Origin of the sequence: Nocardia panacis (assembly GCF_003598715.1) — a bacterium.
Taxonomy (GTDB): domain Bacteria; phylum Actinomycetota; class Actinomycetes; order Mycobacteriales; family Mycobacteriaceae; genus Nocardia; species Nocardia panacis.
This window is the reverse complement of record NZ_QZFU01000016.1, coordinates 1,025,576-1,048,579: the sequence shown is the minus strand read 5'-3', so window position 1 is coordinate 1,048,579 and position 23,004 is coordinate 1,025,576. Positions and strand designations below refer to the sequence as shown.

The window sequence follows — 23,004 nt, the reverse complement described above, 5'->3', positions numbered from 1 at the left end:
GATCTTTGCCGATGTGGGCGCTACCCGGATTTCCGAACTGCCACCCCGAGGGTCGCGGCGTCCCGACCGCCGAAGGATCACTGGTTCGACCCGAATGGAGATGCTCGTGCCGTACCGCAGACCGAAACGTCCCTATGTGGTCCCGGTTGTGACAGCGCTCGCGGTAGCGGCTCCGCTCGCGGCCTTCGTCATGAGCGACTCCCCGCGGGTGCGGGGCGCCAATGACAGCGGCGTCGCGGCCGTCCCGGCACAACTCGCCGAGGTCGTCCTCGGTCAACTGCCCGATATCGTGCTCCCACTGCGCGAGCTGACCGGCCTGAATCTGCCCGATCTGCGCCTGTCCGATCTGCGCATGCTGCCGCTGCCCACCGCCATCCCGGTGCCGCCGGGTCTGCCGTTGCCGCCCGGTATCCAATTGCCTTCGGAGATTCCGCTGCCGCGTTTGAATCTGCCGCAACCGCAACAAAATCCGACCATGGTCGCGCCCACAGGTGTGAAACCGGTTCCAGGAATCACCAATTCGCCGAATGCGCCGACCGTTGCGAGCCAACCGCCCGCAACCGCGAAAATCCCTGTGGCTCAATCTATTTCCGATCCGGCCCAGCTACCGCCCGGCGTCACCGGGGACACCCCCGCCCTCGCGCCCGGCGCGGTCCCCGCCGACCTGCTCGCCAAAGTCGGCGCGCAGGTCAAGGAGATCAGCCGGGACAAGCCGTTCAGCGTCGTCGCGCTCACCGCGCCCACCCTGGCCGACACCACCGCGCTGGTCCGCGCCAAACAGGCCGACGGCGCCTGGGGTCCCTGGTACAACACCGATCCGGTGGACACCCGCCGCGACGACCACACGCCGGCCGACCGCACCGCGGGCACCGAACCCATCTATGTCGGCAAAACCAATGCCGTGCAGGTTCTGGTGACCCGCAAGCAGGCCGTCGGCCGGACCCCGCAGCGGCCGCTCACCGATCCGGTCGCCCCGCCTCCCGCAGCACCCATCCGCACCGACGACACCGCGCAGACCGCCGCCGCGCTCAAGGCGGTGCTCATCGATCCGGGTCGCGGCGCCATCGACGACACACTCACCGAGGTGGCAGGCGCGCTGCCCAGCGGCGGACCGCAGGTGATCACCCGCGCGCAGTGGGGCGCGGATGAGGACATTCGCTGTGAGAACCCCACCTACGACGACCAACTCGGCGGACTCACCGTGCACCACACCGCGGGTCGCAACGACTACTCCAAGGCCGAATCCGCGGGCATCGTCCGCGCCATCTACACCTATCACGCGAAAACCTTGGGCTGGTGCGATATCGGCTACAACGCCCTGGTCGACAAGTACGGCCAGATCTTCGAGGGCCGCTACGGCGGGCTCGACCGCCCGGTGCAGGGCGCGCACGCGGGCGGTTTCAACGAGAACACCTCCGGTGTGGCGCTGATGGGCAACCACGAATCCGAACCGCCCACCGAGGTCGCCCTCAACGCGATCGGCCGCTTCATCGGCTGGCGGGCCAAGGTCGCCGGACTCGATCCCAAGGGCGAGACCACCATGTGGTCCGAGGGCACCGAGTTCACCCCGTATCCGCAGGGCCAGGCGGTGAAGTTGCCGATCGTGTTCGCCCATCGCGACGTCGGCAGTACGGCCTGCCCCGGCGACGCCGCCTACTCGCTGATGGACCGCATCCGCGATATCGCCGCGGGCGTGGCGGGTTCGGCCGGGTCGAAACCGGCCGCGCCGCGCGCCGATTCCGGCGATCCCGCGCCCGCCCGACCCGAACCCGCGCCCGCGCGCCCGCAGCAGGATCTGGCCACCCTGGCCGCACTGGCAGCGAAACTGCTCGATCTGGCCCAGAACAATGCCATCGCCAAGCACTGGGCCGACGCGGGCGCGGCCAGTGGTCCGCTCGGCGCGCCGCGCTCGGAGATCCTGCCTGCCGCCCAGGGCCAGCAGTACGTGAAGTTCGTCAACGGGTACGCCTACACCTCACCCTCGGGTCAGGTCTTCGAGGTGGTCGGCTCCATCCTGGACCGATTCCTGCAACTCGGCGCGGACGCGGGCGTGCTCGGCCTGCCGCTGAGCAATTCCTACCCGATTCCGGACGGTCTGCGCGCCGACTTCCAATACGGTTCGCTGATCCTCAACCAGCTCACCGGCGCCGTCTCCACGGTCTGGAAGACCTACAACGACACCTATCGCCGGGAAATGCAGAACCCGGCGCCGGTGGCGATTCCGGCGGGCGCCGCGCCCCAACCGATCCCGGCGCCCGCGGCTCAGCCCGGACCGGTCGCCAACGAGGCGCCGCAACCCGGGCAGGCCCCGATACCCGCCAACTGAACACGCGTAATCGGTTCAGTTCCACCAGCGTTCGAGAACCAGGGCGACACCGTCGGCGGTATTGGCTGCGGTGATCTCGTCCGCGGCGGCCAATGCCTCCGGGTGCGCGTTGGCCATGGCCACGCCGCGACCCGCGAGGGTGAGCATGGGAACGTCGTTGGGCATATCGCCGAAGGCGATGACGGCATCGGTGGGGACGTCGAAATGCCGGGCCACGGCGGTGAGTCCGGACGCCTTGGTGACGCCGGGGGCCGACAGTTCGATGAGACCGTGCTCGGTGGAGTAGGTGATATCGGCGCGCGCGCCGATCAGGGGGGCCAGGGTCGCGCGCATCGCGCCGCTGTCGGCGCCGGGGACGCGGATGAGCATCTTGATCGCGGGCGCATCGATCACTTCGGCGCGGGAGACGACCGTATCGTCCGGGTTGAGCCAGGCGTGCTCGTATTCGGGTGAGCGGACGAACTGGGGCGTGGCGGCGTCGTGCGCACTGGACCCGATCCGTTCCGCCGCCAAACCGCAACCGGGCAGCGCCTTTTCGGCCAGGTCGGCGATCCAGGCCAGGGTGGGCACCTCGAGGGCGCTGCTGGCCAGGACGCGATCGGTGGCGCTGTCGTAGAGGACCGCGCCGTTGCCGCAGACGCACAGCGGCGCGTAGCCCAGCCCGTCAACTACCGGATCCACCCAGCGCGGCGGCCTGCCGGTCGCCAGCACGAACGGCACCCCGTCGGCGAGCAGCGCCGCCACGGCGGCCTTGGTGCGCGCGCTGACCCGATCGGCGTGATCGATCAGGGTCCCGTCCACATCGGTGGCCACCAACTGGGGTTTCGGCAGGTGCAGGCGTGTCATCCATTCCATCCTGCCCGATGCGATCCTGGTCGCGGATCGGGCATGGGTCACCCGGTCCGGGCCGGGCTCGCGGATGGGATACCTTGCCGCCGGCACTCGACCAGGCACAACTGTCCCGTCGAGCGGTTCGGACATGCCGATTGCCCGCGTGTCGCACACGCGCCTACGCGCGTCCCTATGATCAGAGGCCGAATACTCGGACCGAACCCATCCGGCGCGCCCGGAGGACCAGGGGACAGATGACCGGCTTCCTGTTACGCCGCGCGCTCAACTATGTCGTGCTGCTCCTGCTGGCCTCGTTCCTCACGTTCAGTCTGGCCTCGCTCACCTTCAAACCGTTGGACGCGTTCGAGAAGCGCAATCCGCGCCCGCCGCAGTCGGTTATCGATGCCAAGGCCGCCGAATTGCACCTCAACGATCCGATTCCGCAGCGCTACGGCGAGTGGATCTCGGGTGTGGCACATGGCGATTTCGGCAAATCGCTCACGGGGCAGCCGGTGCGCGAGGAGTTGGGCCGCCGGGTCGGGGTGAGTCTGCGGCTGCTGGTCACCGGGTCGATCATCGGCACCCTGCTCGGTGTGCTGATCGGCGCGGCGGGCGCGATCCGGCAGTACCGCTTCAGCGACTATTTCACGACCGTGGTGTCGCTATTGATCCTGAGCACGCCGGTGTTCGTGCTCGCGACCCTGCTGAAATTCGGTGCGCTGCACATCAATCAGGCCGCGGGCACGCAGATCTTCCTCTACACCGGTCAGACCTCGGCGAACCCGATCTCGGGTTTCGGCCCGCAACTGCTGGACCGCATCCAGCACCTGGTGCTGCCGACACTGTCGCTGGCGCTGGGCGCGATGGCGGGCTACAGCCGCTACCAGCGCAATGCCATGCTCGATGTGCTGCAAAGCGATTTCATTCGCACCGCCCGCGCCAAGGGACTCACCCGCAGTCGCGCCCTCTACAAGCACGGCCTGCGCACGGCGCTGATCCCGATGGCGACGCTGTTCGCCTACAGCATGTTGGGGCTGATCACCGGCGCGACCTTCACCGAGAAGATCTTCGGCTGGCACGGCATGGGCGAGTGGCTGGTCGATTCGATCAATGCCCAGGATCTGTATGTGGTGGTGACGATTACGGCATTCGCCGGGCTGGTGGTGCTGGTTTCCGGACTGCTCTCCGATATCGTCTACGCGATCCTCGATCCTCGGGTGCGTGTGGCATGACCGACGCGGAGATCATCGTTCAGGGCGCGCCCGCGCCCGAAGCGGCGGGGCGACGCAAACTGGTGGTGCGGCGCTTCCTGCGCAACAAGCCCGCCGTGGCGGGCGCGATCATCCTGATCCTGTTGGCGGTGGCCAGTTTCGCGCTGCCGCCGCTGCTGACCTACGACTACAAGCAACTCGACTACACCGCGCTGCTCAAACCGCCGAGTCCGCGACATCCCTTCGGCACCACGCTGATCGGGCAGGACATGCTGGCGCAGACGCTGCGCGGTATGCAGAAGTCGCTGCTGATCGGCCTGTGCGTGGCACTGTTCAGCACCACCATCGCGGCGCTGGCGGGCGCGGTGGCCGGACTGCGCGGCGGCTGGACCGACCGGGCCATCATGTGGCTGGTCGACCTGCTGCTGGTGGTGCCCAGCTTCATCGTCATCGCCATCTTCGCCCCGCGCACCAAGGGCAGCGGGTCGATCGCGCTGTTGGTGGCGCTGTTGAGCGTCTTCGGCTGGATGATCAGCGCCCGCATCGTGCGCGGGCTGACGATGAGTCTGCGCGATCGCGAATTCGTCCGGGCCGCACGGTATATGGGCTCGCCGACGCGCACCGTCATCCTCAGCCACATCCTGCCGAACATCGCCTCCATCCTGATCATCGACACCACCCTCAATGTGGGCGCGGCCATCATGGCCGAGACCGGACTCAGCTTCCTGGGTTTCGGTGTGCAGAAGCCGGATGTGTCGCTGGGCTCGCTCATCGCCGACGGCACCAACTCCTCGCTCACCTATCCGTGGCTGTTCCTGCCCGCCAGCGGGCTGCTGGTCACGATCGTGCTGTGCGCCAACCTGATCGGTGACGGCCTGCGCGACGCCTTCGATCCTGGCGCGAAACGGGCACGCAAGAAGAAGGTGCGGGCATGACCGAATCCACTACGGCCGAGGCGGTTTCGACCGCACCCCTGCTCGAGGTCGCCGACCTGCGGGTGTCGTTTCCCGGTGAGGAGGGGCGCATCGAGGCGGTGCGCGGGGTGAACTTCTCCGTCGCCGACGGCGAGGTGCTGGCCATTGTCGGCGAATCCGGATCGGGCAAATCGGTGTCCTCGCTGGCGGTGATCGGGCTGCTGCCCGATCAGGCCCGCATCAGCGGGTCGGTGCGCCTGCGCGGGCGCGAGTTGCTCGGGCTCGGCGACCGGGAGATGTCGCGGCTGCGCGGACGCTCGGTCAGCATGGTGTTCCAGGATCCGCTCTCGGCGCTCACCCCCGTCTACCGGGTCGGCGACCAGATCGCCGAAGCCCTGCTCGCGCACGGTAAATGGAGCAAGCAGGATGCCGCCGCCAAGGCGGTGGAACTGCTGGAGTTGGTGGGGATTCCGGATCCGGCGGTGCGCGCCAAAGCCTTTCCGCACGAATTCTCCGGCGGGATGCGCCAGCGGGTGGTCATCGCCATGGCCATCGCCAATGATCCGGCGCTGATCATCTGCGACGAGCCGACGACCGCGCTCGATGTCACCGTGCAGAAGCAGATTCTGGATCTGCTGCGCAAGGCGCGCGATATCACCGGGGCCGGGGTCGTCATGATCACCCACGACATGGGGATCGCCGCCACCCTGGCCGATCGGGTCGCCGTGATGTACGCGGGGAAGATCGTCGAAACGGCCGCCACCGCGGAACTTTTCCGCGCTCCCCGGATGCCGTACACGGTGGGTCTGCTCGGATCCATTCCGCGCATGGACGGTCCGGCGCGCGCGCCGCTTGTCCCGATCGTCGGCACACCGCCCGCCATGCACGCGCTGCCGCCCGGCTGCTCGTTCGCGCCGCGCTGCCCGGTCGCCGTCGACGAATGCCGCGGCGCCGAACCGCCTTTGGAGTTCACCGAGCCCGCTCACGCGGCGGCCTGCATCCGCACCGCCGAATTGGGATCGGCCGACCTGTTCGCCGCCTATCGCCGGGAGGTCGCCGAAACCCCCTCGACGGCTGCGGATTCCGACAGTCCGGTGGTGCTGCGGGTCACCGATCTGGTCAAGACCTTCCCGATCACCGCGGGCGTGGTGTTCCGCAGGCGCAAGGGCGAGGTGCGCGCGGTGGACGGCGTGAGCTTCGAGGTGCGGGCCGGGCGAACCCTGGCCCTGGTCGGTGAATCGGGTTCCGGCAAATCCACCACGCTGACCCAGATCCTGGACCTGGTCCGCCCCGAGGCCGGGACCATCGAGATCATGGGCGCGGATGTGGCCGAGCTGACCGGTGCGCGGCGTCGCGACCTGCGCAGGCGCATGCAGATCGTCTTCCAGGACCCCACGGCCTCTCTCGATCCCCGGCTGCCCGTCTTCGACGCGCTGGCCGAACCGCTGCGCATCGATGGGCGCCCGCGCGCCGAGATCGGGCGTCGGGTACCGGAATTGCTGCGTCAGGTCGGACTGCGGCCCGAGCACGCCGACCGATATCCGGCCGATTTCTCCGGCGGCCAGAAGCAACGCATCAGCATCGCCCGCGCCCTCGCCCTGGACCCGGAGTTACTGGTGCTGGACGAGCCGGTGTCCTCGCTGGATGTGTCCATTCAGGCGGGTGTGCTGAATCTGTTGCGCGAGTTGCAGGCCGAGCGTGGACTCACCTATCTGTTCGTCTCGCACGATCTTTCGGTGGTCCGAAATCTGGCCCACGACGTCGCGGTCATGTTGCGGGGCAAAATCGTCGAATCCGGACCGGCCGAGGAAATTTTCGCCGATCCGCGCCACGAATACACCCGGACCCTGATCGAGGCGATTCCGGAGCCGATCGTCGGCGGATAGCAGCAGAATTGGCCTCCACTAGTCGACTACGCAGCGAACGCCTGCGGGAAGGAGCCTCCACATGCCGCTTCGGAAATCGGTGTGCCGCCTCGCGGCGCCGTTGCTCGCCGCCGGATTGATCGCGACGGGATGTTCGTCCGATAATTCGGGCGCGCCCGAGGGCGCGGTCGCGGCGCTGGGGACGGCCAATGACATCAATCCGCACGACGTGGCCGAACTGCGCGACGGCGGCAACCTGCGGCTGGGCTTATCCTCCTACCCTGCCAACTGGAACACGACCAGTCTCGACGGCAACGACGCCGAGATCATGGCACTGGAGCGGCCGCTGATGCCGCGCGCCTTCCGCACCTCGGCCTCGGCCGAACTGTCGGTGAATACCGACTTCTTCACCGACGTAAAGCTCACCAATACCAATCCGCAGCAGGTCACCTACACCATCAATCCCAAAGCGGTGTGGTCCGACGGCAGCCCGATCACCTGGGAGGACTTCCAGGCCCAGGCCGCAGCGCTCAGCGGACGCGACAAGCGCTTCCTCATCGCCAACACCCAGGGGTTCGACCGGGTGGAGAAGGTGGAGCGCGGTGTGGACGATCGCCAGGCCGTCCTCACCTTCAACAAGCACTTCGCCGAATGGCAGGGGCAATTCGCGGGCAATTCCTTCCTGTACCCGAAGTCGGTGACCGCCACTCCCGAAGCATTCAACAAGGGGCTGGCAGACAACATCGGTTTGACGGCGGGTCCTTTCCTGGTGCAGTCGACCGATCGCGCGCAGGGCCGAGTCGTGCTCGGCCGCAATCCGAAGTGGTGGGGTGACACGCCGAAACTCGACACCATTACCTTCAGCGTGCTCGACAGCGCCGCCCAGATGCCCGCACTCCAGAACAATGAGATCGACGCCATCGGCATTGCCACCCGCGACGATCTGAAGACCGCGACGAATACGCCCGGTGTCGCTATTCGCCGCGCGCCGAGCAACGGCTGGAGCCACTTCACCTTCAATGGCGCGCCGGGTTCCATCCTCGCCGATCCCAAACTGCGCGTGGCTATTTCCAAGGGGATCGATCGGCAGGGCATCGCCACCGCCATCCAGAACGGACTCGTGCAGGATCCCAAACCGCTCAACAACCATGTCTACCTCCAGGGCCAGAACGGCTACCAGGACAACAGCCTGCCCTTCGATCCGACCGCGGCGGCAAAGGAATTGGACGACCTCGGCTGGAAGCTCAATGGCGATGTCCGGGAAAAGGACGGGCGCAAACTCGTACTGCGCGATGTGATGTACAACGAGTTGGCCTGGATACAGATCGCCCAGATCATTCAGCAGAATCTGGCCCAGATCGGCGTCAAACTCGAGATCTCACCGCAGCCGGGCAAGGGCCTGTTCACCGATGTCATTCACCCCGGCAATTTCGATGTGGCGCAGTGGAGTTGGGTGGGCGACCCGTTCCCGCTCGGCAGCCTGTTCCAGATCTGGGGCTACGACCCGAACGATATGCAGGGCAACTACGGCCGGATCGGATCGCCGGAGTTGAACGCGCTGATCGAGCAGGCGGTCTCCGAACTCGATCCCAAGAAGGCGATCGAACTGGCCAACCAGGTGGATCGCAAGATCTGGGAGGAGGGGCATTCGCTGCCGCTGGTCCAGTCGGCCGGCAATGTCGCGGTGCGGGCCAACCTGGCCAACTATGGCGCGGCCGGGCTGGCTTCGCTGGACTACGCGAAAATCGGCTTCCTGAAGTGATTCCCGGATCGGGCCATCCCCTGGCCTATCCGGTGCTCGTGACGATCGGCGCCCTCGCGGTTCTCGCCGCGGCGGCGCCGTTCGCCGATTCGGACCAGGCGGCGGGGTTGGTGACGCTCGCGCTGATCATTTTGGGCTACAGCCTGTTTCGTCTGGCAGTGGCCGTCGGGTGGCTTTCCGCCGGGTCCGTCGAGGGCACCCTCACCATAAGGCGGGTACGTCAGCAGCATCGGCTGCTCAGTCGAACCTGGTTGGAATTGCGCGAATCCGGTCGGAGTCGGTGGCTGCCGGTGTATTTCGATCCGGCGCTGCTCGCGCTCGCGGAGAGTCCGGCGTCGGTGGACCGGAAGACGTTGCGTGTCGGCGATATTCGCCTTTATCCGTCGGGCCGGGTGCGGACCACCGAGCCCCCCGGCAAGCTCATCGACAATCCCTCGCGGCCCGATCCCGAGGCCGCCGCACTCGGCGCGAAAGCCGCGCGGCCGACACGGCGGCTGCTGCTCGACGCGCAGTCCGCCGTCGCCGCGCCATTCTTCGGGCTGATGTGGATCTATGTGATCGGCGGCGGGCTGCTCACCTTCGTCGGGGCGGTCTGCGTGGCCGCCGCGGCCGCTATCTGGCTGTCGGCCGTTCGCGGGTCCGATCCGAGCTGAGCCTGCGGCAACATCTCCCCGTGGGACACGCCGCCTCATTTCTACTACACAGTGTAGTAGCTCTGCGATTCGACTCACCTGCTTGACATCCAATTACCCTAGGGGGGTATGGTACGAATATGAGCACCGGCCCGGCCGGGACAGTCGAGGAAAGGAGTCCGCTATGACCACCACCGAATCCGCGAGCGGGCGGGTCGAATTGGTGATCGGCGGCATGACCTGCGCGTCCTGCGCCAACCGCATCGAGAAGAAGCTGAACCGCCTCGACGGGGTCACCGCCAGCGTCAACTACGCCACCGAGAAGGCCCGCGTCGACTACACCGGCGCGATCTCCCCCGAAGACCTCATCGCCGCCGTCGAACAGGTCGGCTACACCGCCGCGCTGCCCGCGCCCCCGGTGGCCGAGCAGCCCGAGCAGGCGGCCGAGGCGGACCCGAGCGCCGCCCTGCGCACCAGACTGCTGATCTCGGCGGCGCTGACCATCCCCGTCATCGCCATGGCCATGATCCCGTCCCTGCAATTCACCAACTGGCAGTGGCTCTCGCTGACCCTGGCCGCGCCCGTCGTGGTGTGGGGCGCGCTGCCCTTCCACAAGGCCGCCTGGACCAACCTGCGCCACGGCGCGGCCACCATGGACACTCTGGTCTCGATGGGCGCCATCGCCGCCTTCGGCTGGTCGCTGTACGCGCTGTTCTGGGGCACCGCGGGTAGGCCGGGCATGCGGCACCCGTTCGAGCTGACCATCTCCCGGATGGACGGCGCGGGCAGCATCTACCTGGAGGCGGCGGCGGGCGTCACCACCTTCATCCTGGCCGGGCGCTACTTCGAGGCCCGCTCCAAGCGGCGGGCGGGCGCGGCGCTGCGGGCGCTGCTCGAACTCGGCGCGAAGGAGGTCTCGGTGCTGCGCGGCGGGACCGAACAGCGAATTCCGGTGCGGCAGTTGGTCGTCGGCGACCGGTTCCTGGTGCGGCCCGGTGAGAAGATCGCCACCGACGGTGTGGTGGTCGAAGGCTCCTCCGCGGTGGACGCCTCGATGCTGACCGGCGAATCGGTGCCGGTGGAAGTGGGTCCCGACACGGCCGTGGTCGGCGCGACGGTGAATGTCGGCGGACGACTCGTAGTGCGCGCCACCCGAATCGGCTCGGACACCCAACTGGCCCGGATGGCCCGCATGGTCGAGGACGCGCAGACCGGCAAGGCGCAGGCGCAACGGCTGGCCGACAAGATCTCCGGCGTCTTCGTGCCCGTGGTGCTCGCGCTGGCGGTGGCCACCCTCGGATTCTGGCTCGGCACCGGCGGTTCGGTGGCGGCGGCCTTCACCGCCGCGGTGGCCGTGCTCATCATCGCCTGCCCGTGCGCCCTCGGACTGGCCACGCCCACCGCGCTGATGGTGGGCACCGGGCGCGGCGCACAGCTCGGCATCCTCATCAAAGGTCCGGAGGTGCTGGAGTCGACCCGCCGGGTGGACACCGTGGTGCTGGACAAGACCGGCACCGTCACCACCGGCAAGATGACGCTGCTCGAGATCGCCGCCGCCGCGGGCGAGGACGCGGACCGCGTCCTGGAATTGGCCGGGGCGCTGGAGGATTCCTCGGAACACCCCATCGCCAAGGCCATCGCCACCGCAGCCCGCGAGCGGTTCGGCGCCCCCGCGGCCGTGGACGGATTCGCCAATATTGAGGGTCTGGGTGTGCAGGGTGTGGTCGATGGTCACGCGGTCGTGGTGGGACGCGCCCGGCTGCTGGCCGACTGGTCGCTGCACCTGGATGCCGAGCTGGAGCAGGCCCTGCGGACAGCCGAGGCGGCCGGTCGCACGGCCGTCGCGATCGGTTGGGACGGTAGGGCGCGCGGCGTGCTCGTGGTCGCCGACGCGGTCAAGCCCACCTCGGCGCAGGCCATCGCGCAACTGCGCGCCCTCGGCCTCACCCCGATCATGCTGACCGGCGACAATGCCGCGGCCGCCCGCGCCATCGCCGATCAGGTCGGTATCGAGGAAGTCATCGCCGAGGTGCTGCCGCAGGACAAGGTGGACACCGTCAAGCGGCTGCAAGCCGAGGGTCGGGTGGTCGCCATGGTGGGCGACGGCGTCAATGACGCGGCGGCGCTGGCGCAGGCCGATCTCGGGCTGGCCATGGGCACCGGAACCGATGTGGCGATCGAGGCCGGTGATCTGACCCTGGTGCGCGGGGATCTGCGCGCCGCCGTCGACGCCATCCGCCTCTCGCGCCGCACCCTGGGCACCATCAAGGGCAATCTGTTCTGGGCCTTCGCCTACAACGTCGGCGCGATCCCGCTGGCGATGGCGGGCCTGCTGAACCCGATGCTCGCGGGGGCGGCGATGGCCTTCTCCTCGGTCTTCGTGGTCAGCAACAGCCTGCGGCTGCGGCGGTTCCGTTCGACGGCCGACTGAGCGGCGAGACGCGAAGCGGCGGCATCCATCCGGGTGCCGCCGCTTTCGCGACCGCGGAAATAAATCGGACCACGGTCCGGTTGATTCGGGTCAAACCTCCACCGACCCGAAATGAAGCCCATGACAAAGCCTTTCATCATCCAGGAACGCGACGTCGAAGCCGTACGACTGCCCGGCGACGGCGCCTTCTGGCTCCTGGAGGACAGCGAACGCACCAACGGCCTGTTCGGCGCCAACCGGCTGCTGCTGCAAGCAGGCGCCGACGGAACCCGCCCGCACCATCACACCCTGTCCACCGAGTTCTTCTACATCCTCGACGGCACAATGGAATTCCTCGTCGACGGGCAGCGGCACCGCGTCGACAAGGGCGGATTGGTCGTCGTCCCACCGAATGTCGTGCACGCCTTCGGCGCGAGCGCCGACGGCCCCGCCGAATTCTTCGCGGTGCTCACCCCCGGCATCGTCCGCTTCGAATACTTCCGCCAACTCGGCCGCATCGCGCGCGGCGAAGCAGGTTGGGACAGCATGGACGACCTGCACGACACCTACGACGTCCACTTCGACGGCGAACCCGACTGGCGCTGAGAATCGGGCCTCCCGATGGTGACCCGGCCCGCGAAATCGTGGAGCGAATGACGGGATTCGAACCCGCGACCCTCACCTTGGCAAGGTGATGCGCTACCAACTGCGCTACATTCGCCTGCCGCTCCGAACTGCTTCGGGCTGCGAGCGAGAACTCTAGCCGCCCCGCCCCGCAGACACCAAACCGAGATGTCCCGTACCCTGACAACCCAGCCGGCCGTCGGCTTTTCAGGCGGGCGACCGGCGCGGGACCGGCGGACGCAGGGTGGCCGCCGGTCCCGGTTCGGGCAGGTCAGCGGAAGGCCGCACCCCCGCCTCAGTCGTCACCCGCACCAACTTCCGGTTCAACTCAACGTACTCGGGCCGAGCAGGCCGACCGGGAACGCGGCCCCGGCACGGTATCGCCCGCTTCGTCGGCTGTGACATCAGCGCCCGGCGGCCCTGGCGCGGCGGCGGGCCATCTCCTCCTGTTCCAGGACGGCGGCCTGTTCGAGGGTGGGAGCGGTGCCGCCCAGGCGCGCCGGAACCCAGCGCGCGCCGGGGTCGAAGACCGGTTCGCGCCGCACCTGAACTCCGTTACTGCCTGCCTGCTCGCTTGGCGGCCTTGGCCGCGGCCTCGGCGGCATCCATCGCGTCGGCCTCTTCGAGGGTAGGCGCACTGCCGCCGAGCCGGGCCGGAACCCAGTACGCGCCTTGTTCGTGCGCGTAGTCGCGCTGCACCTCGACCAGCATCTCCCGCATGGTGGTGCGCAACTGCTCGGTGAGTTCGGCGGCGGGCTCATCGGGTTCGATCGGTTCGCCCACCGCGATCGAGATGGGAGTGTTGGTGCGTCCCAGTCGCTTCGGGAAACCCTTGGTCCAGACGCGCTGCGCACCCCAGATCACCACCGGAATGATGGGGACCCCCGCCTCGATGGCCATGCGCGCCGCACCGGATTTGAAATCCTTGATCTCGAAGCTGCGGCTGATGGTGGCCTCCGGATAGACCCCGACCAACTCGCCGCGCCGCAAATACTCCACCGCCGCCTGGTAGGAATCCGCGCCCGCCGCCCGATCCACCGGAATATGCTTGAGCGCCCGCATGATCGGACCGGAGATCTTGTCGTCGAAGACCTCTTTCTTGGCCATGAAGCGGATATAGCGCTTGGGTGTGCGGGCGGGCAGCCCGGCATAGGTGAAGTCCATATAGCCGGTGTGGTTGACCGCGATGACCGCGCCACCGGTCGCGGGAATGCGTTCAGCGCCCTTGACGGTGAACTTCAGTCCCTGAACGAAAAAGACGGTGCGGGCCAGGCCGATGACGGTCCGATAGACGGGTTCCACAATTCCGCTAGCGTAGTCGCTGACTGTCTCATCCGGCAGTGCGGCGGGCCGACCCGCCGAATTCCGCGCGCATCGTAGGCTCGGTGGGCCGCCGTGGGTGTCGGGTCGCCGCGGGGTTACGCTGCGCCTGCCCGCCGTGCCGTCGCCGAGGAAAGAGGATTCCGAAGTGCAACCCGCGCAACCGAATACGCGTATCCGCCGCCGCGAGACGTGGCAGCGGGTCTGGTGCGGCGCGCTCCTGGCGAGCACGGTCGCGGTCGCGGGTTGCGACAGCGCCGTCGGCATTGCGGAGGACGCGAATCGTCCATCCAGGTTCGATCACGCCACCACCACCCCGGCGGCCGCGCTACCCACCGCGCCCGCCGCCACGGCGCCGGTCGCCACGCCCACCGGCACGACCACAGTTCCGCCCGCGGACGCGCCACCGGTCGGCGCGGTGCCGGGTCGGCCACTGGCCGCCGCGGCGGTGCAGAGTTGGGCCGCGGATCTGCGCACCGCCACCACGGCCGAACTCCAGACCAAATGCTGGACTCTCGCGCCGCGCAATGTCGCGGACATGTACGAGGACAAGCAGGCCATCCTCACCGCACTGGCCCAGCCGGGCGTGGCGAGCGCCGACGCCCTCACCTGGAAGTCGCACGCCACCACCGTCGTCGTCGATCCGGCCGCCGTCGAATCCGGCTACGCCTGCCCGCGCGTCTATCCGGCGGGCACCGAGATCGCCTTCAACGAGGCCGATGCCCGCCACACCGTCCGGCGCTATCTGTCCCGCTTCGTCGGCACCCCGCTCGATCCGACCGACAAAGAGGGCGCGTACCCCTTGGTGTGCAAGGCTTCGACCGACTGGGATCCGACAGGCAGCGGGCGCGCCGTCACGCCGCCACTGGCGGGCAATCCGGGCAAGCTCACCGGCGTGACCAAATTCACCGACCAGGAATTGAGTTCGCAGCGACTGCACGCGGACTATGTGAGCGTGCAGGTGCCGGTGACGAATGCGGCGGGCGTGGTCGCGACTCGCACCTTCACCCTCGCCGAGACCGCCGAGGGCTACTGCGTCGGCGACGTCTCCCCGTAACAACTACCCTGGATGACCGGCAACGGTCAGGAGGAACAGCTCGTGCAGATCACCAGCGTCGGACACGCCGGCTTCCACATCCGCACCAAGGCCGGGACGATCCTATGCGATCCATGGGTCAATCCCGCCTATTTCGCGTCGTGGGTCCCGTTCCCGGACAACACCGGCCTCGACTGGGACGAACTGGGCCGCTGCGATTTTCTCTACGTCTCGCACCTGCACCGCGATCACTTCGACGCGAAGAACCTGGCCGAACACGTCAATAAGGACGCAACGGTCCTGCTGCCGGACTATCCGGTGCCGGATCTGCGTCGCGAACTCGAGCAGCTCGGCTTCCACAAATTCTTCGAGACCGAGAATTCCGAGAAGCACACCATCACCGGGCCGGGCGGCGACCTGGACATCATGATCATCGCCCTGCGCGCCCCGGCCGACGGGCCGATCGGCGATTCCGGTCTGGTCGTCTCCGATGGCGAGACCACCTGCTTCAACATGAACGACGCCCGTCCGGTCGATATGGATGTGCTCGGCGCGGCCTTCGGCCACATCGATATCCACCTGCTCCAGTTCTCGGGCGCGATCTGGTATCCGATGGTGTACGACATCCCGGCCCGCACCAAGACCAATTTCGGCAAGCAGAAGCGGCAGCGCGGCATGGACCGGGCGCGCAGCTATATCGAGCAGGTCGACGCGACCTGGGTGGTGCCCTCGGCCGGTCCGCCGGTCTTCCTGGACGACGAACTGCGCTACCTCAATGACGATCGCGGCGACGAGGGCAATATCTTCCCCGACGCCATGGTCTTCCTGGAGCAGATGCGCATCCACGGTCACGAGGGTGGCGTCCTGATGATTCCGGGTTCGGTCGTGGATGTGGTGGGCAAGGAGTTGAGCCTGACCCACCCGGTCGACCCGGACACGATCTACGCCGACAAGGCCGCCTACATCGCGGATATGGCGCGGCGCATGACGCCGGTGCTGGCCGCGGAGAAGGCGACTTGGGCTCCGGCGCAAGGCGATTCGCTGCTGGAGCCGCTGCGGGCGCTGTTCGAGCCGATCATGGCCCAGTCCGATCTGATCTGTGACGGCATCGGCTATCCGGTCGGTCTGGTCATGGGCGATGAGACGCTGGTGCTCGACTTCCCCAAGCGGGCGGTCCGCGAGCCCATCGAAGGTGAGGGCAAGTACCGCTACGGATTCCGCATCCCGCCCGAACTCGTGCGCACCGTCCTGCGCGACAACGAGCCCGACTGGGTGAACACCATCTTCCTGTCCACCCGCTTCACCACCTGGCGCATCGGCGGCTACAACGAATTCCTCTACACCTTCTTCAAATGCCTCACCGATGAGCGGATCGCCTACGCCGACGGCTGGTTCGCCGAAGCGCACGACGATTCCGCCTCCACCGAACTCGCGGGCTGGCAGGTGCAGCGCCGCTGCCCGCACCTGAAGGCCGACCTGTCGAAATTCGGTGTGGTGGACGGCAATACCCTCACCTGCAACCTGCACGGTTGGCAGTGGGATCTGGAGTCGGGGCGCTGCAAGACCTCCAAGGGGCACGAATTGCGCTCGCGCAAACTGGATTGAGTTCGCTTTCTACCCGACGCGCACGGCACGGCGCTCCCCCGCGAAACCGTCGTGCCGCGCGTAGGTTCGGTCGCCGCCGCTGCGGCCGACCGAACCGCGCACCAGCCCGGCCCGCACCCGCGCACCCAACCGCTCCTGTAGCCGGGTCGCGCCCGGCACCAGTCTGCGGGGCACCTCCAGCGCGCCGTTGACCGCCGCGACCGCCATGACCGCGCCCTGGAAGAAGCGACTGTCCGGCAGTCCGAGAAAATCGGCATTGCCGCGACCGAGCACGATTCGGCTGTAGGCCAGCATGAAGTTGCCGATCTGCCGGTGCGCCGCCCGCTCGAGCACCGTGCGCTCGCCCACGAAAAGCCCTGCGGCGGCGGGCATCAGCGCGTGGGCGAGGCGGCGCGAATCCTCATCCGGAATGAATTCGGTGTCGGCGAGGATCCAGAAGGCGCGCCAGGTGTCGGTCTCGCTGGTCGGCAGGATGGCCGGGTCCAGGCCGAGCAGGTAGCCGACATAGCGCCACAGCTGGAAGACGGCATCCTTCTCCCGCGCGGTGAAGCGCAGCCCGAGCGCCTGCGCGCCAACGAGATTGGCCATGGAGAACAGCCCGAGGGTGCCCAGGGTGAGCACCTGGTTGACCGGCTGGTCCCATGCGGCGTAGTCCCAGTCGGGGCGATTGTTCATCCCCGCGCGGACCAGCGCGTGCATCAGCCTGACCCGCAGCACACTCTGGTAGCCGATCGAATTGCGGTGCAGCCCACCGGGTGTCGTCACATCGAGCCACCACTGCGTGGTCTCGGCCAAGCGGCGCGGCGCCATGGCGGCCAGGTCGCCGGTGCCGACCAGCGTCTTGTCGGCGCGCGCGGCCAGATAGCCGCCCATCAGCGCGAACATCCCCATGGCGATACCGCCCCAGACGCCGGTGCGCTCCACCACCCGCGCGCCGCGATCGAGTTTGGCCCGATCCAGCCAGTAGGGCTCGGACTCCACCTGTTCGAAAAAGGCGACCAGTTCCGCAGGTGCGTCCGGGACGGCGGCGATCCCGAACTGGACCGCCGTCTCGAACATCCGCCGCCCCGCGCCCGGCGGCAGCCGCTTGATCATGGCCACGACGTCATCGGCGAGCGGGTCGCCCAGTCGCGCGTACTCGCGCAGCGAATCCCGCTGGGCGGCGGTGCAGCGCAGATCGCCCGGCGCGAGCAGCGGCACCGCGTATCGGAACGGGAATTCGGTGAACAGCCGGGGTGTCGGCAGGTAGGTCGGATCCTCGTGCGTCATTGCATCGCCCCATTCGATTCGGCATCCGTGATGACCGTCCCACAGCGGGCGCATATCTGGCAAGAGTCTCTACCAGATATGCGGACACAAAAAGGGCCGCACCCGTCGACAACGGATGCGGCCGAGACAGGGCCTACCCCAGCGGCACCCAGCCATTCGCGGAGAACTCGGCCTCCCCACCCAACTCGCGCTCCACCGAACCCCCGCCCACCCGACCATTGCCCTGATTGAGATCGCTGATCAGCTCGGCCACCGGATGCGAATCGCTGTAGTGATACCCCTGGGCCAGCGCGAATCCCAACTCGGTGAGCACCGCCGCCTGATACTCCGTCTCCACACCCTCGGCGATCACCTGAAGATCCAGCGCGCTCGACAGCGCCGCGATCACCCCCAGCAGCGGCGGCGCGGGCGAATCCGACCGAATCGCCGCCACGAACGACTGATCCACCTTCAAGATATCGCTGGGCAGCGTGGCCAAACGACTCAGCGAGGAATAGCCGGTGCCGAAATCGTCGATCGCGATGCGCACACCCCGCTCCCGCAGCGTGTGCAGATTCGCGATGGCCGTTTGGGATTCGGCCGCCAACTCGCTCTCGGTCACCTCGAGCACCAACTGATCGGCAGGCCAACCGGTATCGGCCAGAATGCCGGAAACCCGGTCCGCGTAACCGGATTCGGCCAACTCCAACCCGCTGACATTCACATTCAACGTCAGATCCAACTGCTGGAAGGTCTCCTGCAATCGGGCCGCGTCCGCGCACGCCCGCCGCAGCACCAACTCGTCCAGATCGGCGATCAGGTCGTACTCCTCGGCGACCCGGATCAAACCCTCGGTGGTGACATCGGGCTGCGCACTCGACGACCAGCGCAGCAGCGCCTCCACCCCGACCGCCTTGCCACCGCCCTCGGTCAGGCTGACGATCGGCTGATAGTGCACATCCAGCGCGCCCCGATCGATCGCCTCGCGCAACTCCACCGCCAGCGGCAACTGCCGCGACGACTCCAGCACCGTGCGATTGCGCCCCGCCTGCTTGGCCCGGTACAGGCCCACATCCGCCCGGCTGACCAGCAGTGAGCCCGACTCGCCCGGCTGCCACGAGGTGACACCGGCCGAACAGCCCGTCGTCACCGCGGCCCGCAACTGCTCGGTGAGCAGGATGGCCGCCTGCTCAGTGGTGCCGGGCAGCAGCAGCGCGAAAGCATCCCCGCCGTAGCGGGCCAACCGCTGACCGGGCGCCAGCATCTTGGACCAGGTGTCGGCGACCCGCTGCAGGACCGCGTCCCCCGCGCGATGACCGAGATGATCATTGATCTTCTGGAAGCGATCGAGATCCACCAGCACCAGCGCCAACCCCTGCCCACCCCGCGCGGCCTGCTGGATGGCGGCATTGAGCGCACGATCGAAACCGCGCCGATTGAGCAATCCGGTCAGCACGTCGATATCGGCCTGCGAAGCCATCCTGGTCAACACGCCGACCACCGTGCCGACGCCGAAGGTGACCCCCGCCGGAATCAACCCGGACCACCACGGCAGGCCGGGAACGACCGGCCGGGCGGGCAATACCCACAGACACAGCAGGATCGCCAACCCGATATGCGCCGCCGCCAACGGCCAGGAGAAGAAAAGCGCCGCGTCACAGGCGATGAACACATAGAACGCGGCAAGACTGATGGCCCCCACCGTATTCGGGAAGGCGTACACCGCGATCGTCACCAGCACCGTCGCGATGACGACATAGGCGTGGTGGATGCCGTGCGGCACCCGAGGACCCCAGCCGATCAGACTGAGGCCCAACAGGAATGCGATGCCCGCCGCCCACCCGACCAGGCCTCTATCGCCCTCCTGGCCGGGCGCGATGGCCGTGATGAGCAGCCCGAGCGCACCACCCATCACGTAGAACGCCCCGGTGGTCCGAGACATCACCATCGCCGTCGCCAACGCAGACGCGGCCCGCACCCGGGTTCGGGTATCGCCGCGAGACCCGATTCCTCGCACGGGGAACAGCCTAGACACAACGTATCCCGGCGGTTGCCACATCCCGTGAATCCGACGTGGCGCGCGAGACAGCGACTAGAGGCCGGGACCTATTGCGGGCGCAGCACGTCCGTGCCGACGAACGGGACCAGGGCCTCGGGGACCCGCACCGAACCGTCGGCCTGCTGGTGGTTCTCCAGAATGGCGACGATCCAGCGCGTCGTGGCGAGCGTACCGTTCAAAGTCGCTGCGATCTGCGGCTTTCCGTGTTCGTCGCGATAGCGCACCGAAAGCCTGCGCGCCTGGAAGGTGGTGCAGTTCGAGGTGGAGGTGAGTTCGCGGTAGGTGTTCTGACTGGGAACCCAACCCTCGCAATCGAATTTGCGCGCCGCCGAACTGCCCAGATCGCCCGCCGCGATATCGATGATCCGATAGGGCACCTCGACGGCCGCCAACATCTCCCGCTCCCACGCCAGCAGCCGCCGATGTTCGGCATCGGCCTGATCCGGCGTGGTGAAGACGAACATCTCCACCTTGTCGAACTGGTGCACCCGGATGATGCCGCGGGTGTCCTTGCCGTAGCTGCCCGCCTCCCGACGGAAACACGACGACCAGCCCGCGTACCGCTTGGGACCGGCGCTCAGATCCAGGATCTCCTCGGAGTGGTAGCCGGCCATCGGAACCTCCGAGGTGCCGACCAGATACAGATCGTCATCGGCCAGGTGATACACCTCGGCCGAATGCTGACCGAGGAAGCCGGTGCCCGCCATGATCTCCGGCCGCACCAGCACCGGCGGAATCATCATGGTGAACCCATTGGCCACCGCCCGCTGCGCCGCCAACTGCAACAGACCCAGTTGCAGCAGCGCGCCGTAGCCGGTGAGGAAGTAGAAGCGCGAACCCGACACCTTCGCGCCGCGCTCCATATCGATGATGCCCAGCGATTCGCTCAGATCCAGATGGTCCTTGGGCTCGAAATCGAATTCCCTCGGCGTGCCGACCGTCTCCAGCAGCACGAAATCGGCCTCACCGCCCGAGGGCGCGCCTTCCTGAACCACATTCGAGATGGCGCGGTGCGCGGCGTCCAGATCGGCGTCGGCGGCGGTCTGCGCCACCTCGGCCGCCTTGACCTGCTGCGACATCTCCTGCGCCCGCCCGAGCAGGGCGGATCGCTCCTGTGGGGACGCCTTGCCGACCAGCTTGCCGAGAGCCTTGTGCTCGGCGCGCAGTTGGTCGCCGGTGGCGACCGCGGCCCGGCGCGCCGCGTCCGCCTTCAGCAGGGCGTCGACGAGGGACGGATCTTCGCCGCGGGCGCGCTGCGAAGCACGGACCGCGTCCGGGTTGTCCCGCAGGAATCGGAGGTCGATCATGGCCCATTAGCGTAGTGGGCGGCCCCGCGGTGATTCACGTCGATATCCGCCGTTGGCCCGCGCCGCGCCCGCCCGCGCGGGATAGTTGGCTCGTGGGAACGACTTTCGACCAATCAGCCATCGATGCGGCGCTGGCCGATCTGGCCTCGGGCGAGAAAGCCTGGGCGCAGACCCCCCTGCGCCGCCGCCGCGAACTCCTCGACGACCTGCACGCCCGCACCGCGAGGCACGCCGCCGACTGGGTCGCGGCCGCCCGCACCGTCAAACGACTCGACGCGGATTCCCCGCTGGTCGGCGAGGAGTGGATGTCGGGACCGGTCACGCTGCTGCAAGCCGCGGGCGCGCTCTGCGCCACCCTCACCGCCCTGGCGGCCGGGCACAGTCCACTGGCCGGGCTCGCACTCGGCACCGCGCCGGGCGGTCGCGTCGCGGTGCCGATCCTGCCGCACGACATCTACGACCGGCTGCTGCTCAGCGGCTTCCGGGGCGAGGTGTGGCTGCGGCCGGGCATCGACGCGGACACCGCGCGCCGCCGGGCCGGACTCGCCCAGCTCGAACCCGCCGCGACCGGCGGGATCGGCGTGGTGCTCGGGGCGGGCAACATCATGTCGATCCCGCTGCTGGACGTCCTCTACGAGCTGCACGCGCACAACCGGGTGGTCGCACTCAAACTCAACCCGATCACCGACGCCATGCTGCCGGTCTTCGAGCAGATCTTCGCCCCGTACCTCGAACTCGGCGCGGTGCGCCTGCTCACCGGCGACGCGGACGCGGGCGGCTACCTGGTACACCACCCCGATGTCGCGCACGTGCACATGACGGGCAGCGCCCAAACGCACGACGCCATCGTCTGGGGCGCAGGCGCGGCGGCCGCCCGGCGGCGCGTGGAGAACAAACCCCTGCTGGACAAGCCCATCACCAGTGAACTCGGCGGCGTCTCGCCGACCATCGTGGTCCCCGGCGACTGGTCCCCCGCCGACCTGCGCTATCAGGCCGCGCACGTGGCCACCCAGCGCCTGCACAACGGCGGCTACAACTGCATCGCCACCCAGGTGGTGGTCGTCGCGGCGAACTGGCCGCACAAGGACCGGTTCCTGACCGAGTTGCGCCGCGCCATCGCCGCCGCGCCGCCCCGACCCGCCTTTTATCCGGGCAGCGATACCCGCGTCGCCGCCGCGCTGGCCACCTATCCCGATGCCGACCAGCTCGGCCCGGACGCCAGGCGGGTGCTGGTCGAAGGGCTGCCCCGCACCGACACCCCGCTGCTGCGCACCGAATACTTCGCGCCGGTCCTTGGCGTCGTCGAACTGCCCGGCGGTGAGTGCGGCGCTTTTCTCGACCGCGCGATCGAATTCGCCAACGCGGAGGTCGCGGGCACGCTCGGCGCGAATATCCTCATCGATCCGGCCACCCGCCGCGCCCTGGGCGCCGAGTTCGACCGCGCGCTGGAACGCCTTCGCTACGGCGCCATCGCGGTCAACACCTGGTCGGCGCTGGGTTTCCTCGCTCCGCGCGCGGCGTGGGGCGCCTATCCCGGCCACACCCCAGCCGATGTACAGAGCGGAATCGGCGTGGTGCACAACGCTTTCCTGCTCGACGGCGTCGAACGCACCGTGGTGCGCGGCCCATTCCGGCCCGCGCCGCGCTCGCTGCTCGGCGGTGAATTCGCGCTCTCACCGAAACCGCCGTGGTTCGTCAACCACGCCACCGCCGCCGAGACCGGGCGCAAACTGGCCGAGTTCTACGGCGACGGCAATCCGACCCGACTGCTCGGCGTCTTCCGGGCAGCGCTGCGTGGCTGAATCCGCCGCCCCCTGACGGAATCCGGGCCGGTCGCGGCACCGGGTCCGGGAC

Annotated in this window: 16 protein-coding genes, 1 tRNA gene and 1 pseudogene; 11 read left to right on the top strand and 7 right to left on the bottom strand. The window is 68.1% G+C overall.

Going from position 1 to position 23,004, the window contains the following annotated elements; translation table 11 throughout:
* Positions 1-100 precede the first annotated feature (100 nt).
* On the top strand, positions 101-2,326 hold the full coding sequence (locus tag D5S18_RS13010; RefSeq protein WP_120040721.1) for an N-acetylmuramoyl-L-alanine amidase: 2,226 nt from the start codon (positions 101-103) through the stop codon (positions 2,324-2,326).
* A 15-nt stretch (positions 2,327-2,341) separates the two neighbouring features.
* On the opposite strand, the gene D5S18_RS13005 is transcribed toward D5S18_RS13010, so the two are convergent.
* Positions 2,342-3,172, bottom strand: coding sequence for an HAD family hydrolase (locus D5S18_RS13005; RefSeq protein ID WP_120040719.1), 831 nt, complete (start codon positions 3,170-3,172; stop codon positions 2,342-2,344).
* A gap of 239 nt (positions 3,173-3,411) precedes the next feature.
* Between D5S18_RS13005 and D5S18_RS13000 the strand changes: the two genes are divergently transcribed.
* The 7 genes from D5S18_RS13000 to D5S18_RS12970 all read left to right on the top strand — a co-directional run bounded on the left by D5S18_RS13000 (position 3,412) and on the right by D5S18_RS12970 (position 12,557).
* Positions 3,412-4,389 carry an ABC transporter permease gene (locus tag D5S18_RS13000; RefSeq protein WP_120040257.1) on the top strand — a complete coding sequence of 326 codons (978 nt, stop codon included), beginning with the start codon at positions 3,412-3,414 and terminating at the stop codon, positions 4,387-4,389.
* Entirely contained in the window at positions 4,386-5,303 is a 918-nt protein-coding gene (locus tag D5S18_RS12995; RefSeq protein WP_120040255.1) for an ABC transporter permease, read from the top strand. Before D5S18_RS13000 ends, D5S18_RS12995 begins: the two co-directional genes overlap by 4 nt.
* Positions 5,300-7,168, top strand: coding sequence for an ABC transporter ATP-binding protein (locus tag D5S18_RS12990; protein ID WP_120040253.1), 1,869 nt, complete (start codon positions 5,300-5,302; stop codon positions 7,166-7,168). Before D5S18_RS12995 ends, D5S18_RS12990 begins: the two co-directional genes overlap by 4 nt.
* Before the next feature lie 61 nt (positions 7,169-7,229).
* Positions 7,230-8,909 carry an ABC transporter family substrate-binding protein gene (locus tag D5S18_RS12985; protein ID WP_120040251.1) on the top strand — a complete coding sequence of 560 codons (1,680 nt, stop codon included), beginning with the start codon at positions 7,230-7,232 and terminating at the stop codon, positions 8,907-8,909.
* A complete protein-coding gene (locus D5S18_RS12980; RefSeq protein ID WP_239003705.1) occupies positions 8,906-9,562 on the top strand; it encodes a hypothetical protein in 657 nt (218 codons plus the stop codon). Before D5S18_RS12985 ends, D5S18_RS12980 begins: the two co-directional genes overlap by 4 nt.
* A gap of 163 nt (positions 9,563-9,725) precedes the next feature.
* The gene (locus D5S18_RS12975; protein ID WP_120040249.1) at positions 9,726-11,972 is read left to right on the top strand and encodes a heavy metal translocating P-type ATPase; all 2,247 of its coding nucleotides are present in this window, start codon (positions 9,726-9,728) and stop codon (positions 11,970-11,972) included.
* 120 nt (positions 11,973-12,092) lie between these two features.
* Complete coding sequence (locus D5S18_RS12970; protein WP_158607861.1) at positions 12,093-12,557, top strand: cupin domain-containing protein; 465 nt, start codon at positions 12,093-12,095, stop codon at positions 12,555-12,557.
* 39 nt (positions 12,558-12,596) lie between these two features.
* Here D5S18_RS12970 and D5S18_RS12965 read toward each other — a convergent pair.
* From D5S18_RS12965 to D5S18_RS12955, 3 genes and pseudogenes are all read right to left on the bottom strand, one after another.
* Positions 12,597-12,672: transfer RNA gene (locus D5S18_RS12965), tRNA-Gly, on the bottom strand.
* A 307-nt stretch (positions 12,673-12,979) separates the two neighbouring features.
* Positions 12,980-13,093: pseudogene (locus D5S18_RS12960) on the bottom strand (1-acyl-sn-glycerol-3-phosphate acyltransferase); the annotation flags it as partial.
* Between the two features lie 37 nt (positions 13,094-13,130).
* Positions 13,131-13,877 carry a lysophospholipid acyltransferase family protein gene (locus tag D5S18_RS12955; protein ID WP_120040245.1) on the bottom strand — a complete coding sequence of 249 codons (747 nt, stop codon included), beginning with the start codon at positions 13,875-13,877 and terminating at the stop codon, positions 13,131-13,133.
* Between the two features lie 166 nt (positions 13,878-14,043).
* On the opposite strand from D5S18_RS12955, the gene D5S18_RS12950 reads away from it, so the two are divergent.
* Complete coding sequence (locus tag D5S18_RS12950; protein ID WP_120040243.1) at positions 14,044-14,952, top strand: hypothetical protein; 909 nt, start codon at positions 14,044-14,046, stop codon at positions 14,950-14,952.
* A gap of 42 nt (positions 14,953-14,994) precedes the next feature.
* Positions 14,995-16,536 carry a Rieske 2Fe-2S domain-containing protein gene (locus D5S18_RS12945; RefSeq protein WP_120040715.1) on the top strand — a complete coding sequence of 514 codons (1,542 nt, stop codon included), beginning with the start codon at positions 14,995-14,997 and terminating at the stop codon, positions 16,534-16,536.
* A 9-nt stretch (positions 16,537-16,545) separates the two neighbouring features.
* Here the strand turns inward: D5S18_RS12945 and D5S18_RS12940 are convergent, their stop codons facing one another.
* From D5S18_RS12940 to serS, 3 genes are all read right to left on the bottom strand, one after another.
* The gene (locus tag D5S18_RS12940) at positions 16,546-17,805 is read right to left on the bottom strand and encodes an oxygenase MpaB family protein (RefSeq protein ID WP_120040241.1); all 1,260 of its coding nucleotides are present in this window, start codon (positions 17,803-17,805) and stop codon (positions 16,546-16,548) included.
* Between the two features lie 133 nt (positions 17,806-17,938).
* A complete protein-coding gene (locus D5S18_RS12935) occupies positions 17,939-19,726 on the bottom strand; it encodes a putative bifunctional diguanylate cyclase/phosphodiesterase (RefSeq protein ID WP_239003704.1) in 1,788 nt (595 codons plus the stop codon).
* A 164-nt stretch (positions 19,727-19,890) separates the two neighbouring features.
* The gene (gene serS / locus D5S18_RS12930; protein WP_120040239.1) at positions 19,891-21,150 is read right to left on the bottom strand and encodes a serine--tRNA ligase; all 1,260 of its coding nucleotides are present in this window, start codon (positions 21,148-21,150) and stop codon (positions 19,891-19,893) included.
* Between the two features lie 92 nt (positions 21,151-21,242).
* Between serS and D5S18_RS12925 the strand changes: the two genes are divergently transcribed.
* On the top strand, positions 21,243-22,952 hold the full coding sequence (locus D5S18_RS12925) for an aldehyde dehydrogenase family protein (protein WP_120040711.1): 1,710 nt from the start codon (positions 21,243-21,245) through the stop codon (positions 22,950-22,952).
* Positions 22,953-23,004: the final 52 nt, after the last annotated feature.